Below are 15,131 nucleotides of genomic sequence, written 5' to 3'. Positions count from 1 at the left end.
TGATCCGCTCATACTAACAACAGCATGATCGACTTGAAAGGAAGTGGATCAAAGTGAAACAGGCATGGCGCATTTATATGAGCGATTTGAAACATCTCACGACCAACTGGGCCGCATCCATATTGGCTCTCGGCCTGATCATTCTTCCATCGCTTTACGCTTGGATCAATGTAGAGGCTTCGATTGACCCTTATGCCCATACAGAGGATTTACCGGTCGGCGTCGTGAACGAAGACCGAGGGGCGGAGCTCGCCGGTCACCGGTTTCACGCTGGCGATGAGATCGTCAAGACCTTAAAAAACAACCACCAGTTGGGATGGCGATTTGTCACGCGGAAAAAAGGAATGGAAGGCGTTCGGAGGGGAGACTACTTTGCGACGATCGTCATTCCGGCTGATTTCTCGGCTAAATTAGCCACTGTAGTGCAGAAACGTCCGAAAAGGGCGGTTATTTACTATTATGAAAACGACAAACGGAACGCCATCGCTCCCAAAATCACGGAGCGCGGAGCAAGTACATTGTCAGCGCGAGTCAGCGATGAGTTTGTGAGGGTGGTCAATACCGCATTGTTTTCCTTGTTCCACCAAGCGGGAGTGACGCTCGAACAGCAGCTTCCCACCATTCGCCGCGTTGAAGCGTTCGTGTTTCGTTTGGAAAACGAATTGCCAACGATTCAACGACAATTGAAAGCCCTAGATCGCGATGTGGGAGAGGCAAGATCACTAGTTCGTACAGGCCGCGAGCTTCTGCCGGCTGCCAAAACAACGGTGCGGCGCGGTTTAGAATGGACAGGCCGCGTTGAGAAGTTGTTCATGCAAGTCAATGCTTCATCGCACTTATGGGAAAAGCCGGTGGAAATGGCGGTTCATGCGCTCTATTCCTTTGCAGAGCAGACGCCACAGTCCCTCGATACACCGGAAAAGCAAGCGCGTTGGGCGGCTCTCATCCAACAGGCGGCAACAGACGCGAGCCCATTGGTTCAGCAATTGCGCCGAACGTTGAGAACATGGGAGGGGACGATTGATTCCTCTTCGCTTCAACCTGTGCAACGCACAGTCAGCCGTATCGAGCAGACGCTAGCGTCTATTCAAGAAACAGCGGCGCTAGTGAAACAACATCCAACAGGCGTCGAAGGGGAGATCACTCACCTGCGTGAACAAATGGCCTTATTGGACGCACAGGCGCAGCAACTTGATCAAGCATATCGCCAACGGCTGCTACCTATGCTGCGGGCAAAATGGAATCAAACAGGGGAACAGGTGCGCCAAGCGAAACAAACGCTTCTTCGCATGGATCAAGCGTTACATGAGGCAGAGCAATGGTTGTCAAACACAGATCGTGATTTAGCGGCCGCGCAACAAGCGCTAAAGACCGCACAGGCTCAATATCCATTTCTCTCCCGCCAGGTCCGCGAGCTGGCCGCCTTCCTATCGAAAATCAAAAGAGAAACCGACATCGACGAACTGATTCGCTTGTTGAAACAAGATCCACAGGCGAAAGGGGCGTTTTTTGCTCACCCGGTTGACGTCAAAACGTTCCGCCTTTTCCCGCTGCCGAACTATGGTTCGGGCATGAATCCATTTTACACGGTGCTGGCCATATGGGTAGGATGTTTGTTGCTTGTTTCCGTCTTGTCGACCGATCCTTCTTCGTTTTCGGAAGCGAATGGGCGGGAACAATATGTCGGACGGCTGTTGACCTTTTGGACGCTGAATGCTTTGCAGGCGATGGTCGTGACAGCTGGAGCGGCTTTCATCTTGCCGAATATTTTCGTCCGTGAGCCGGGATGGTTCATGACGTTCGGCCTTTTGTGCAGCTTTGTCTTTATGGCGGTGGTTTTTTCGCTTGTTTCCTTGTTCGGCAATGTGGGAAAAGCGATGGCGATTGTGTTGCTCGTCTTGCAAATTGCCGGAGCGGGAGGCACGTATCCGATTGAGCTGATTCCTCCGTTCTTTCAGCAATTAAACCCTTGGCTGCCGTTTACCTACGCCATTGACATCATGCGCGAGGCAGTCGGCGGGATCGTATGGGAAAATGTTGAGCATGACGTCAAGCGGCTTCTCTTGTTTGCCGTTGCCGCCCTTTTGGCTGGGCTTGTGTTGAAAGGCCCGTTAAGCACGTGGATGCGCGTGCTGAAGGAAAAAGCTGTTCAAAGTGGTTTGTTTCATTGAAAATTGTCTGTTCTCTTTATGGAAGCATCTGTTACAATAGGGACGAGAGCGTTGCTTCATCCTATTTCGCGCAGGAGACTCCCACTTCAACGACCAAAGGGAGTAAGTGGGAGAGGAATGTGCGTTCCCCCTTTCTTTTGTGTATGATAGAATAAAGGCATGGAGAAAACCGTTCAATAAAGGCACTCCAATCACAGCTGCTCGATGTATGGAGTTGGTTGCAGGAAACGTTGCAACCGCAAAACATCGAGCGTAGGTCTGTCTGTTGTGTGTGGAAGCCAAGTACTGCCAACAGACACACCGAGAGAATCGGTAACGATGCAGGCATGACCTGCGTCGTTGGGCAGTCGTCAACCTGCCCCCTGATGCAACCCCAAGTCAAGGAAGGAGGACGAAGTCCGTTTGCACTTCTGGGGAGTTGCAAGCCCCCACTTCAAGCGTTCGCGAAGTGGGGGTAGTTGACTCTCAATTGCCCCGTAGGATAGACGTCTCCCAAGCATTGTTCACTGCTGCTTTTGCGCGATGGGAGAGCGCTCGATGGCGGGGAAAAGGGGAGAGAATCATGTCGATCCGTCGACTGCTTGGTTTTGCGCTCATTTTTTTGGCGATTTCGATGTTTATCGAGCAAATGTGGTGGGTCGGGGGAATTTGCCTCTTGATTGGAATTGGAATGACGGCGAAGTGGAGGAAAAGAAGCATATATGGTAACGATCGAGAGCGATAAGCTCAGACAGCACGATGAGCAGTTGATGACAAAAGCAGAACAGTTTATCATAGCTTGACACCAACTCCAACGCATCATTATGGAAAGACAAGGCGTTGGTCGAATTGAATATCGCGGTTTTGTATTCCTACAAAAAGGCGGGCGTCAGCATCGTTGACCATCATACCGCCGCGCGCCAATTTCAGTTGTTTGAACAGCAAGAGAAAGCAGCCGGCCGCCATGTCACCGGCGATTGGACATGGCTGATTCCGCCTCTTTCTCCGGCGACAACGCACATTTTTCACCGAACTTATGACAACACGACCATGTTGCCCAACTTTTTCTATCAGGACCGTCCATACGAACGACAAAAGGGAGAGGAACAATGACCGTCATCATCCGCATGCGCGATGTGTCATGGGCAAGAGGAGAGCGCACGATTTTGCGCGATATAAACTGGGAAGTAAAAGAAGGCGAGCAATGGGCGATTCTTGGACTAAACGGCTCCGGGAAAACATCGCTTCTCAATATCGTCACCGGCTATCAGTACCCGACGCGCGGGGATGTTGAAGTATTGGGCTATCGGTTTGGACAGGCGAGTCTGCCGGAGTTGCGCCGGCACATCGGGTTTGTCAGCAGCGCGCTCCTTGATCAATTTCACGACACGCTGCAAACGGAAACGGTTGAAGATGTCATCATCAGCGGCAAGTTTGCAACGATTGGCCTGTATGATGCAGTAACTAGCGAGGATCGGGATCAAGCGGAGGCATTGATGGAATCGTTCCGCCTGCAAGCGGTAAAAGGGAAGCGATACGCGACGCTGTCGCAAGGGGAAAAGCGAAAAACGTTGATCGCCCGGGCGCTGATGGCAAATCCGAAGCTGCTGATCTTGGATGAGCCGACCGTTGGCCTAGACTTATTGGCGCGTGAAGAAGTGCTTTCCTTGATCGAACAGGTCGTGTCCCGTCCGTGCCATGTATTATACGTCACCCACTATATTGAAGAGATTGTGGGATCGATCACCCATGTGCTGCTCTTGCAAGACGGGCGCATTGCCGCCGCTGGGCGAAAAGAGGATGTGCTGACCGATGAGCGGCTTTCAGCGGCGTTTCGCCTCCATATGCGCGTTCATTGGGAGAACGGGCGGCCGTGGGCGTCTGTGCGCCGCTGAGCCGGCCGATTCCTCCGCCGCTAGGCCGCTAGGAGGTTGGTGATTTAGTACAAAATAATGCTAGCTCCACCTGTTTCTCAATTTTCAACCCGCATAGCGCCATCAACGCATAGAGGATGTCCGCCAAACAGCGTGACATCCTCTTTTGTGGCTCGACGTTTCAAAACGCCCGGTCAACGGGCGGAAAATCGATATCGTCCGCTTGTTGGCGGCCGTCAGCGGGCGTGATTTCAATGACCGGCGGCCGTCCGTTTTCAAAGCCGCGGGCGATATCGCGAATCGGACTCATTTCATCGGGAACGCCGATTCCCGGGGTATAGCGCGGCAGGTTGGAAGCGGCGCTGCGTTCTTCCCAAGGTTCTCTCATGAACCAACACCTCCATATTCTCAGTATGGCCATTGATGGATGCCGTACAAATGGAAATCAAATCCTTTCCCGCCAATTTCTTTTGTGGAGCCCTGTCATCTGTTGTAGGCATACTATGGATGACAATATGGGCAACAGGAGGGAAGGAACTCAATGCAATTTGGGAAAGATGCGATCGAAGCGATTTGGCGCCGCCAGTGCGGAGCGTGGGAGTGGAGCGATGTGGCATGTGTCCAATCATTTTTGGTGGAATGTTTACAACATAACCTTGATCCGCAAGACGGGCTCAATTGGATCATTGAGCACCGCACCCAGCTTTCTGACGCCGATGCAGTGGTGGACGCGGCACTCCGTTGGGTGAATGAACATACGTCCACTGGCTCCCCGGTGTCAGGAATCGGGGCGGAACAACAAGAGTGAGGCGGCGAACAGGAAAGGGCGGAACAAAGGATGGTATGGGTCATCAAAACAAAACACGAAAATGACCAAGGGGAGACGGTCGGGCTGGAGCTCGAGAGCGAAGATGGGTGGCTTGACGCCAACGTTCGCTGGGACGGATGCATGGAAATTCACTTGTACTTGGTGACGGAGGAAGGCCGCGAACTGAGCGATACGCTCCATACGTGCGATTTGCAGGGGCTGATCGAGCGGTTGCAGTCATTGGATTCCGTGTGTCGATCGTTCTTTTTCTAAATTTCAAGACAGGGGAGATGATGAAGGCCGAACCACCAGTAGCGCCGCTGACCTTATCGATGGATAAACGAGGAGCCAAAACTGCGGCTCCTCTTTTTTCCTTAACAGCATGGTGTTGAAACAGCCCCCTTTCCAAATGGGGAAAAGGGGTGGCTGGTCGGGGAACGGTGCGATCAAACGTCAAAGCGCCCCTGCTTGATTCCGGATGGGTTCTGCGAGCAACTGATCCACGTCGTCGATCAACTCGTCAACATGGTCATACGGCGCATCCAGCTGCAGCATTTTCCGCAAGATCCGACGAGCGTTTGGTGATAAATCGAGCTCTTCTTCCCAGCTTTTTTCCTCGTCACTTGTCGGTTCATAGGCAGAATACAATAAAAACAAGGTGAAGTGTCCAAGGGCATAGAAATCGCTTCGTGGATGCGGTTCGCGCCGCAACCGTTTCTCAAGCGGGTCGTCATCGCGGAAATCCACCGGTTCGCCGATGCGGCAGGCCAAGCCGAAATCGATGATCGCCGCCGTTCCATCGCGCCAGATGATGTTCGGGATGCGCAAATCGCGGTGGACAATCCCCAAAGTATGCAGGTGGCACACGACCATCAACACGTCGCGCAGCAGCTGGAACGCTGCCTGTTCCGTATACGTGACTCCCCGTTTGAAGATCAAGTCTTCCACGGTTTCTCCTTCGATGTACTCCATCACGAGATGCGGCTGTCCGCGCTCCACAAACCGATCATACAGCCTCGGAATTTGCGGGTGGCGCAGGTGGGCGAGCACGTCAGCTTCGCGCTGAAGCAAGCGGCGGCCGTCTTCGCCTTTTGTCCGCCGCGCTTGTTTGATGACGACAAGACGGCCTGTCAGGTGATCGCGCCCTTTGTAGGCGATGCCGTAGCTTCCCATCCCAAGCTCTTCGATGATTTCATAGCGGCCCAAAAGCACCTTCCCGCCCCGATGCGGCCGATCAACCCAGTGGGAAACGAACGGATGGCGTTCAAAAAACCGTTTCATCAGCTGCCGAAAAAGCTTGAGAAGAAGCTGCCGCTATGATGTTTCTTTTTGTAGTGATGATGCCCGTACTGGGACGGGTGGTGGTGCGAATGATACGTCGGGTTGTAATAATGGTGGTCGCTGCTGCTGTAATGTTTATGGTAGTGCGACGGATGATGGGGATGGCCGAAAAGGGATTTTAGCCATTTTTTCAACATCGTGATCGCTCCTTTGTGATAGATTTATCTATATATACGAGGCAATGAGAGGGAGGTTTCAGATTCAAAGATGAAAAAGAAACCGCCAGGGGCATTAGCCCCTAGCGCGGTGCGGCAACCTCATTCCTTTTTTTCGTTCAACGCCTGCTTGAGCAGCTCCCCTAAACTCGTGCCAAACGATTCGTTGGCCGGGCTGTATTTTTTCAGCAGCGCCCGTTCGCTTCCTTTTGCGGCGATGCGTTTGGTCTCGTCCGCTTTTTCGACAATATTGCACGGGCGGCATTGGAAATAAAGTCCTGCTTTTCCTTCATGCATTTCCATACGCCGGTGGCATTGCGGGCAACGGCGGTTCGACAGTTTCGGATCGCGCCGACGGCGGTAGCGGCACGCTAAGTTCGAGCAGACAAGCATCCGTCCGTCTTTCGTTTTCCGCTCTTTTAAAAGCGCGCCGCATTCTGGACACGTCAGATTCGTGAGGTTTGGCGCTTTGTATACCTGCTCGCTTTGCTTAATTTCGGCAACGAGCTGCTGCGTTTGCCGGCGGATGTTGGCCAAAAATTGTCGTGGATTTCCTTTCCCGTGGGCGATCGCCTCCAGCTCCCGCTCCCAGCGGGCGGTCAATTCCGGCGATTTCAGCTCTTCATTGACGAGCTCAATCAGCTGTTTCCCTTTTTTTGTCGGATAAAACCGTCCGTCTTTTCGCTCGACCACTTCGGTTTCAACCAGCCGTTCGATGATGTCCGCTCTTGTCGCCGGCGTGCCGAGCCCGTATTTCTCCATTTGCGCGAGCAAGTCAGCTTCCGAATAACGGGCAGGCGGTTCCGTGAACGATTGTTCCAGCTCAAGTTGCACTGATGGGAGCGTCTGGCCTTCCGCGAGATGCAACAACGTTGGTTGGGCCTTGTTGTCTTCTTTGCTGAGAACGGCTTGAAATCCGGCGTTGACAACCACCGTCTCCTTGGCGACAAACGTTTCGCCGCCGATGTCAAAGACGGCTGTCGTCGTTTCGGATTCATGCGGCGGGTAGAAAAGCGCCAAAAAACGGCGGGCGATGAGATCATACAGCTTGCGCTCATCAGTGGACAGCCTGCTAAGGTCGAGCCGCTCATCCGTTGGAACGATGGCGTGATGATCGGTTACTTTGTCATCGTTAAATACCCGCTTGGCTGCTTTGGCTTTGCCTTTGGCGAGAAGCGGAACGATGACGTCCTCATAACCGGATTTCATCGCCAACAACCGCTCGGTCATCGTCGCTTCCATATCGCTTGGCAAATAACGCGAATCGGTGCGCGGGTACGTGACAAGCTTGTGTTGTTCGTACAGTCGCTGCAACACCGAGAGCGTCTTTTTCGCCGAAAAGCCAAACCGCTTGTTTGCGTCCCGCTGCAGTTCGGTCAAGTCATACGGCAACGGGGCGGACTCGCTTTTTCGTTTCCGTTTGATCGATGTGACGCGCGCCGGCTGGCCTTTGAGACGAGTCATCAGCCGGTTGGCCTCGTCTTGGTCAAACAGACGATGTCCGCCATGCCGCTCCCATACGGCTGTGATGGACCCGATCTTGGCCCGAATTGTCCAATATGGCACGGGAACGAACGATTGGATCTCGCGTTCGCGCTCGATGATCATCGCAAGCGTCGGCGTCTGCACCCGCCCGGCTGAGAGCGGATCGTTGTATTTGGTCGTCAAGGCGCGCGAGACGTTTAACCCAATCAGCCAGTCGGCTTCCGCGCGGCAGACGGCCGATTGATACAGGCGTTCAAACTGCACCCCGGGCTTGAGTTGGCGGAAGCCGTCGCGGATGGCGCGGTCGGTTTGCGACGAAATCCATAGCCGCCAAATCGGCTTCGTCCAACCGATCATCTCTAAAATCCAGCGCGCGACCAGTTCCCCCTCGCGGCCCGCGTCGGTCGCGATGATGACATCTTTCACATCCGGTCGTTTCGCCAACCGTTCAATGGCGCGAAACTGGTGGCTTGTTTGCCGAATGACTTTCAAGCCCATTTTCTTTGGGATGATCGGCAAGTCCTCCAGCCGCCATGTTTCGTATTTTCGGTCGTAGTCTTCCGGCATCTTCAGCTCCACTAAATGGCCGAGTGCCCAGGTGACAATGTGCTGCTTTCCTTCAAAATAATGTTTATGTGCTTGCTTGCAGCCGAGCACGCGGGCGATGTCGCGGGCGACGCTCGGCTTTTCCGCTAACACGAGCGATTTCATCGATAAACCCCTTTCTGTCGTCTCTACATGAGCATAGTCTGCTTCTTAAGTATAAAGGAAGAAGGAAAAAGACGCATCCGTCAAGGTTTGTCTCCTTGGCGGGACAAGACGCCTTGGCGTGGCGCAAAGCTGCATCTCCACACTTTCTGCACATTTGCCAAATAAAATAGTAAAATTGAAATGACACTCGGACTTGATGGATGAGGAGAGGAATCCGTGCGAAAACTGTCATGGAAACTCGGAATGCTGTTTTTTGCCTTTGTCTTGGCCATTGAAATGGTGCTGTTCGTTTCCCTCTACGCTACGCTCGTCCATGCGCGCATCGAGGAAGAATTCGCGCAACTGATAGCGCGGGGAAACAGCCACCGCAACGTCTTGGAGAAAAATAACGATCGAACGACGTTGGCGCATGTCGTGATGATGGAATCAGAGGCGGAAACCGATGTCGCCATCACGGACGCCCGGCGCCGAATTGTATCGGCATCTAGCGGCATTGTTCCGTTTGCCAAGCGCCTCATTCCTTTAACGAACGGCCGTCATATTCCCCGCCGGGGAATGATGGTCGAAACCGACTGGAAGCGGGCGTCGCATATCGCAGCCGTCAGCCCGATTCAAATCGGGGGGAAAACAAGGGGATATGTGTATATGTTTCAAGACACTCGCTCGATCCGGACGATGGTGTATAAACTGAAGCATCATTTTATTGTCGTTGGCGTGCTGTCGGTGGCGATCACCGTGTTGACCATCGCCTTTTTCTCCCGCGCCATCACGATGCCGCTCCTTCGCATGAAGCGAGCGACCGAAGCGCTCAGCCGGGGGGATTTTTCCGTCCGCCTCGAGATGAAAGGCAACGACGAGCTGGCGCAACTCGGGAGAGCGATTCAAACGCTGGCCAACGATTTGGCGTATTTGAAACAAGAGCGGAGCGAATTTCTAGCGAGCATCTCTCACGAATTGCGCACGCCGCTGACGTATGTGAAAGGATACGCCGACATTGCTAGGCGTCCGCATCTGTCTGAGGAGCAACGGGCGAACTATATGGCGATCATTTACGAAGAAGCGGAAAAGATCGAAAAGATGGTCAAAGATTTGTTTGAATTAGCCAAACTGGAGCAACACTCGTTCCAGATTGAAAAGCAACCGACAAATCTTTGTTCGTTTTTGACAAAATTGTGTGAAAAACTGCGCCCCGCGTTTCAGGAAAAATCGTTGTCGCTTGTGTGCCAGTGCCCCGGTTCGGTCATGGCTGCGATTGATCGGCAGCGGTTCGAGCAAGTGATGATCAATGTGCTTGACAATGCACGAAAGTACGCGTTTTCTGGCACGACGGTGGCCGTCGCCGTTCACCTTCAAAAGCAAGGAATCGTCATTGCCGTGTCCGATGAAGGAACCGGTATTCCACCGGAAGATGTGCCCCGGATTTTCGAGCGGTTTTATCGGGTTGACAAATCGCGGTCGCGGACAAGCGGCGGGACCGGACTCGGTTTGGCGATTGCCAAAGAAATCGTCGAGGCGCACGGGGGAACGATCGCTGCTCGAAGCGAACAAGGAAAAGGAACGACCATCCTCATTACGCTGCCGGAGGGATAATGATGTATACCTTGCTGTTGGTTGATGATGAAGAGCGGATGCTCGATTTATTGGAATTGTATTTAGCGCCGAACGGCTACCGTTGCGTGAAACGGCGTTCAGGGGCGGAAGCCATTGACTATTTGCGGCGCCATCACGCCGATTTGGTGCTGCTTGATGTCATGATGCCAGAACTCGACGGATGGGAAACGTGCCGCCGCATTCGATCGTTTTCGAATGTGCCGATCATGATGGTCACCGCTCGCGATGAGACGGCGGATATTGTCCAAGGATTGAAAATCGGAGCGGACGATTATGTGACGAAACCGTTTGACGAGGGGGAACTGCTTGCTCGCATTGAAGCGGTGCTGCGCCGTACAGCTGGCGGTCGTTCCGCCATTCGCGCGGCCGGGCTTGTATGGGACGAAGAGGAACATACGGTCCGCTACGAAGATAAGCCGATTGCGTTGACGCCGAAAGAATTTGCCATTTTGGGGCTGCTGTTAAAGCACCCGAATCAGGTGTTCAGCCGCGGGCAAATCATCGCATCGCTATGGGGCTATCTCGCTGATACGGAAGAGAGGACCGTTGACTCCCACATGAAAAACATCCGCGAAAAATTGCGGAAAGCGGGGTTCCCAGTGGACGACTATTTGCAGACGGTCTGGGGCGTCGGCTACAAATGGGAAGGGCGCAAGTCATAACCATTTTCGGAAAGAGAGGCGTTTGGGTCAAATGGAAGAACGGATGATTGAGTTCCTTCAAGCATACGGCGGAGCGGCGTACTTCTTGAGTCTAGCCTGCAATGTGGTGATCAGCGTGCTCGGAGTCGTCCCAAGCGCCTTTTTAACTGCCGCCAATTTGACCGTTTTCGGATTTTGGCCCGGCTTTTGGGTGTCGTTTGCCGGCGAGGCGATCGGAGCGGTCGTCTCGTTTGTCTTGTATCGAAAAGGACTTCGCCGATGGAGCGAGACGACATGGCTTTCCCATCCCAAGGTGAAGCCGTTGCTCCATGCAAGTGGCAAGGAGGCGTTTGGGCTTATTTTCGCGCTTCGACTGTTGCCGTTTGTGCCATCCGGGGCGGTGACGTTCGTTGCTGCCATCGGCCGCACGTCTCTTTCTGTGTTTGCAACGGCTAGCTCACTCGGCAAGCTCCCGGCTTTATGGATGGAAGCGTATGCCGTCCATCAATTCCTCGAGGCCGCTTGGGCGGGCAAACTGATGCTCGCTGTTGCATCGATCGTTCTTTTGTGGTTCGTCTGGCGAAAGATAGGGCAAAAAGCAGCGGGGTGAAACAGCCCCCGCCCAAAAGGACAGTCAGCCTAGGCGCCATACGGCCTTTAGCGGCAAATCCAAGGCCATCTCCACAAAATCTGCAAAAATGTCCGGTATGCTAACAAGGCAAGGAGGGTGAAAACGATGAAAAACTGGAAAATGTTATTGGGAACAACTTCAGTTATGGCAGCGCTCTTGTTATCGGCCTGCACCGGTGCCAACGACAACAAAGCGCCAAGGGAACATACAGCTTCTCACACCGGGCATGAAGGAATGAATCACTCGGGCTCCAAAGAGGTGCCGGCCGGATTGAAGGAGGCAAAACAACCAAAGTATCCGGTTGGAAGCCAAGTCATCATCCATGCCGACCATATGCCGGGAATGGATGGAGCCAAGGCGACTGTCACCGGTGCCTTTGACACGATCGTCTATACGGTCACATACACCCCAACTACAGGCGGGGACCCAGTGAAAAACCATAAATGGGTCATTCACGAAGAAATCGAAAACGCCGGAGACAAACCGTTCCAGCCGGGCGATGAAGTCGTCTTGAATGCCGATCACATGGAAGGGATGAAAGGGGCTAAAGCAGTCATTGATTCGGCGAAACAAACGACGGTGTATATGGTCGATTACATCGATACGGAAACTGGTCAAAAAGTGACCAACCACAAATGGGTGACCGAAGACGAGCTGTCGCCGGCCAACTAACGAATCATCATCGGTGTTTCCGCAAAACGCGCAGCCATTTCCCTTGGAGCATAGGGGAATGGCTTGTTTTTTTCGGCTCATTTGTGAAAATTGTGGTATAATTATACGAAAATCCCCTATTTTTTCAAAACGGGAGAAAGAAAGGGAGAAACGATGCGGAGATTTTGGTTGGGAGTTATGTGGTTTTCAGTGGTTTGGGTGCTTTACGGCATCGGAGCGGCAGGGCATCACTTATGGACGGAACACCGGATGGACGGACAGGCGCTGATTCTCGCGCTCGGCATGGCGATCATGGCCTGGCGGGCATGGGACGAATATCGTGGGAACGGTTGGACACGAAAAAAGGAAGACGGGCGCCGTCTATGATGAAAGGACGCCCGTCTCTAGCTGTCGCCCGAGCGAAAAGAGGCGGTTTGGTTACGCCGTTCGCCCGGGCGCTTTTGTTGCTTGATGCTGCTTTTCTTTGACAGTGGAATAGATGAATAAGAGAACCAAGACGGCCACGCAGAGAAGCGAACCGATTCGATGCTCTCTTTGAAGCAAAAAGCCAAGCCAAATCGCCCCGAGCGCCCCGACCGCCGCCATCGTTGTGTACGGAAACCCTTTCGTTCGGAAAAACGGCTTCGTTTTGTAGTGCGGCCGCAGCTTCAGCTGAGCGGCGCCGATCATCATCCAAACGATGAGCACGGTAAACCCAGGAATCGTCATCAATTCCCCGATGATTCGCCCGGGCGCCAAGTAGGCGCCGATCACGCCAGCGGCGATGCAGATGGCGACCATGCCCATCCCGTACAGCGGAACCCCGTGTTTCGTCGTCCGCTGCAAGCGGCGGCTTGCTTCTCCTTGTTCAGCCATGGTGTACAGCAACCGAGAAGTCGCATAGACGCCTGTATTGGCCGCCGATAAGACGGCAATGAGCAACACCGCGTTCATGACATGGGCCGCGCCGGGCAACCCGATCGCTTCCAACACTTGGACAAAGGGACTGTTCGTTTCCGAAACGGTGTTCCATGGCATAATGCCGCAAATGATGGCCATTGGCAAAAGATAAAAGCCGACAACCCGCCAGATTGTGGTGCGAATGACGCGCGGCAGCACCTGCTCGGCGTCTTTCATCTCCGTCACCGCCACCCCGATCAGCTCCGCTCCGCCATAGGAAAACATCACGATAAGCAAGGCGCTGAGCGTTCCGGCAAACCCGTGCGGAAACCATCCGCCGTCGCTGGCAGACGGAAATGAGCCGCTTATGCCGCTTGGGATCACGCCAGCCCATACGCCCGCCCCGAGCACGATAAACACCACTAGCGCCGCCACTTTCAGGCCGGCCAGCCAAAATTCCGCTTCCCCGTAATACTTCACAGGGAAAAGATTCAACCCCATGATCAGACACGCGCACAGGAGGGCAAGCAGCCATAACGGCGCAGACGGAACCCAATAGTTCAGAAAGCTGCCGGCAGCCAGCAGTTCGACAACAGTGACCAACGTCCAATTGATCCAATACAGCCAGCCGATGATCCATGACAGGCGAAAGCCAAACGCCCGGCGGATCAAATGTTGAACGTTCGAACCCGGATACGCGATCGCCATCTCGGCCAGTGCAGCCATAATCCAAAACAACAGCACGCCGCCGATCAAGTACGTGAGCACGACGCTTGGTCCAGCGGTATGAATGGCCTCGGCGCTTCCTTTAAAAATGCCGGTGCCGATCATCCCTCCTAACGCGATCAGCTGAACGTGGCGGGGCAATAGTCCTTTTTGCAGCTGAGGACGGGATTGTTCCATGTTGACAACAACCTTTCTGCTCTAATGTTGATTCATAGATGTGCTTTTTTGCTTTTATGCGGTTAAGCAAAAAAGATAATTTCAGAATATAATAGTTCAGTTGTTCTGTCAACGATTGTCGAAAAAAGGCATCACCAACATGGAAATTGGTGGATGAAGATGACGCCTAGACGCTGCCTTCATCCCGTTGCGATTATGGCGGGAGTCGGAAAAGAACTGAAAAACATGGTCGTTCCGCTCCTTGTGATCATGGTGGCGGGCTTCTCTTGGCGGGATTTCATCGTGCCGCTGTCGGCTGTCGTATACACGGTGGTGATGGGGGTTCTGTCTTGGCTCCGCTTTACCTACGCTTGGGATGAAGACCGCTTGCTCGTGGAGGAAGGCGTGTTTGTCCGCAAAAGACGTTCGATTCCGTTCGGTAACTATTCAGCCACATCATAAAGTGAGCTGAATATTTTTTGCTTTTCCTGTCTATGATGTGAATATTGATAGACAAGGAGGTGAATCACATGTTGACGGTACAACAAGCTGTATTTACAGTTGAGGGCTTAATCGGCAAAGTCCAACAACAAAAACAGCTCATTCATCAACTCGTTCAAGAAAATGAACATTTGCGTCACGAAAACAAACAACTACGCAAAGAAAATGAACAACTGAAGTACCGTGTTCAAGAGCTGGAAGCACGCACGAAAAAAAACAGCTCCAATAGCCATTTGCCCCCATCTTCTGACCGTTTTGCCAACACACGTTCTTCTCGTCAACCATCTGGCAACAAGCCAGGCGGACAAGAAGGACATCAAGGAACGACGCTCCGTCAAGTGGAACATCCACATCATCGTGTCGTCCACCGTGTGCATACGTGTCAAGGATGTGGGGCTTCTTTGCGTGACGTCAAACCGTTCAAAGTCGATATCCGTCAAGTGTTTGATGTCCCTCCTGTGGCGATCGAGGTGACACAACATGAACGTGAAGTGAAATCGTGTCCACATTGTCGATGCGTGCAACAAGCCGAATTCCCATCCCATGTCACGAATCATGTGCAATACGGTCCACGGCTCACGGCGCTCGTTGTTTATTTACATCATATCCAATTGATCCCGTACAAGCGTTTAAGTGATACAATCGAAGCGTTATATCAACACTCGATTAGTACAGGAACTCTTGCCAATATGGTGAAACGAGGACGCGAAGCGCTGGAATCAAATATGGACATCATCGAAGACGCCTTACTTGAATCCAACATCCTGCATGTCGATGAAACGAGTTTGCG

15 protein-coding genes and 2 pseudogenes are annotated in these 15,131 nt (G+C 53.1%); 12 read left to right on the top strand and 5 right to left on the bottom strand.

The annotated features are described in order from the left end of the window. Positions 1 to 53 precede the first annotated feature (53 nt). The 3 genes and pseudogenes from AP057_RS13655 to AP057_RS13645 all read left to right on the top strand — a co-directional run bounded on the left by AP057_RS13655 (position 54) and on the right by AP057_RS13645 (position 4,045). Positions 54 to 2,171: a YhgE/Pip domain-containing protein gene (locus AP057_RS13655; RefSeq protein ID WP_055358974.1), complete on the top strand. Its 2,118-nt coding sequence runs from the start codon at positions 54 to 56 to the stop codon at positions 2,169 to 2,171. A 777-nt stretch (positions 2,172 to 2,948) separates the two neighbouring features. Continuing rightward, positions 2,949 to 3,263, top strand: a pseudogene (locus tag AP057_RS17935) (nitric oxide synthase oxygenase); the annotation flags it as partial. Next, entirely contained in the window at positions 3,260 to 4,045 is a 786-nt protein-coding gene (locus tag AP057_RS13645) for an ABC transporter ATP-binding protein (protein ID WP_055358972.1), read from the top strand. The pseudogene AP057_RS17935 and the gene AP057_RS13645, both read left to right, overlap by 4 nt. Before the next feature lie 160 nt (positions 4,046 to 4,205). Here AP057_RS13645 and AP057_RS13640 read toward each other — a convergent pair whose 3' ends face one another. Next, positions 4,206 to 4,412, bottom strand: a complete 207-nt coding sequence (locus tag AP057_RS13640) for a hypothetical protein (protein WP_033014172.1) — start codon at positions 4,410 to 4,412, stop codon at positions 4,206 to 4,208. A gap of 153 nt (positions 4,413 to 4,565) precedes the next feature. Here AP057_RS13640 and AP057_RS13635 point away from each other — a divergent pair, with 153 nt between their 5' ends. Together AP057_RS13635 and AP057_RS13630 are read left to right on the top strand one after the other, a co-directional pair. Continuing rightward, complete coding sequence (locus AP057_RS13635) at positions 4,566 to 4,832, top strand: hypothetical protein (RefSeq protein ID WP_033014171.1); 267 nt, start codon at positions 4,566 to 4,568, stop codon at positions 4,830 to 4,832. A 30-nt stretch (positions 4,833 to 4,862) separates the two neighbouring features. Then, positions 4,863 to 5,105, top strand: coding sequence for a hypothetical protein (locus AP057_RS13630; RefSeq protein WP_049626149.1), 243 nt, complete (start codon positions 4,863 to 4,865; stop codon positions 5,103 to 5,105). Between the two features lie 180 nt (positions 5,106 to 5,285). Here AP057_RS13630 and AP057_RS13625 read toward each other — a convergent pair whose 3' ends face one another. From AP057_RS13625 to AP057_RS13615, 3 genes are all read right to left on the bottom strand, one after another. Beyond that, on the bottom strand, positions 5,286 to 6,113 hold the full coding sequence (locus AP057_RS13625; protein ID WP_055358971.1) for a serine/threonine-protein kinase: 828 nt from the start codon (positions 6,111 to 6,113) through the stop codon (positions 5,286 to 5,288). After that, on the bottom strand, positions 6,113 to 6,310 hold the full coding sequence (locus tag AP057_RS13620) for a hypothetical protein (protein ID WP_011231182.1): 198 nt from the start codon (positions 6,308 to 6,310) through the stop codon (positions 6,113 to 6,115). The genes AP057_RS13625 and AP057_RS13620 overlap by 1 nt, the downstream gene beginning before the upstream one ends. A gap of 120 nt (positions 6,311 to 6,430) precedes the next feature. After that, a complete protein-coding gene (locus AP057_RS13615) occupies positions 6,431 to 8,524 on the bottom strand; it encodes a DNA topoisomerase III (protein ID WP_055358970.1) in 2,094 nt (697 codons plus the stop codon). A 216-nt stretch (positions 8,525 to 8,740) separates the two neighbouring features. Between AP057_RS13615 and AP057_RS13610 the strand changes: the two genes are divergently transcribed. The 5 genes from AP057_RS13610 (at position 8,741) to AP057_RS13590 (ending at position 12,445) form a co-directional block, all read left to right on the top strand. Further along, positions 8,741 to 10,114 (top strand): HAMP domain-containing sensor histidine kinase, encoded by a 1,374-nt coding sequence (locus AP057_RS13610; RefSeq protein ID WP_055358969.1) that lies wholly within the window; start codon positions 8,741 to 8,743, stop codon positions 10,112 to 10,114. A 2-nt stretch (positions 10,115 to 10,116) separates the two neighbouring features. Beyond that, complete coding sequence (locus AP057_RS13605; RefSeq protein WP_055358988.1) at positions 10,117 to 10,797, top strand: response regulator transcription factor; 681 nt, start codon at positions 10,117 to 10,119, stop codon at positions 10,795 to 10,797. Between the two features lie 31 nt (positions 10,798 to 10,828). Beyond that, on the top strand, positions 10,829 to 11,386 hold the full coding sequence (locus AP057_RS13600) for a TVP38/TMEM64 family protein (RefSeq protein WP_015374808.1): 558 nt from the start codon (positions 10,829 to 10,831) through the stop codon (positions 11,384 to 11,386). A gap of 126 nt (positions 11,387 to 11,512) precedes the next feature. Beyond that, a complete protein-coding gene (locus AP057_RS13595; protein ID WP_055358968.1) occupies positions 11,513 to 12,079 on the top strand; it encodes a YdhK family protein in 567 nt (188 codons plus the stop codon). 189 nt (positions 12,080 to 12,268) lie between these two features. Next, the gene (locus tag AP057_RS13590; RefSeq protein WP_230581318.1) at positions 12,269 to 12,445 is read left to right on the top strand and encodes a hypothetical protein; all 177 of its coding nucleotides are present in this window, start codon (positions 12,269 to 12,271) and stop codon (positions 12,443 to 12,445) included. A 51-nt stretch (positions 12,446 to 12,496) separates the two neighbouring features. On the opposite strand, the gene AP057_RS13585 is transcribed toward AP057_RS13590, so the two are convergent. Continuing rightward, complete coding sequence (locus AP057_RS13585; protein ID WP_055358967.1) at positions 12,497 to 13,861, bottom strand: amino acid permease; 1,365 nt, start codon at positions 13,859 to 13,861, stop codon at positions 12,497 to 12,499. 159 nt (positions 13,862 to 14,020) lie between these two features. Here AP057_RS13585 and AP057_RS13580 point away from each other — a divergent pair. Together AP057_RS13580 and AP057_RS13575 are read left to right on the top strand one after the other, a co-directional pair. After that, positions 14,021 to 14,275: pseudogene (locus AP057_RS13580) on the top strand (hypothetical protein); the annotation flags it as partial. Positions 14,276 to 14,370: 95 nt separating this feature from the next. Then, the coding region (locus tag AP057_RS13575) for a transposase (protein WP_152968896.1) at positions 14,371 to 15,131 on the top strand (761 nt) is incomplete at its 3' end.

Source organism: Geobacillus sp. Sah69 (assembly GCF_001414205.1).
GTDB classification, from domain to species: Bacteria; Bacillota; Bacilli; order Bacillales; family Anoxybacillaceae; genus Geobacillus; species Geobacillus stearothermophilus.
The sequence above is the reverse complement of the archived record's forward strand: the minus strand, read 5'-3'. Positions and strand labels throughout refer to the sequence as shown.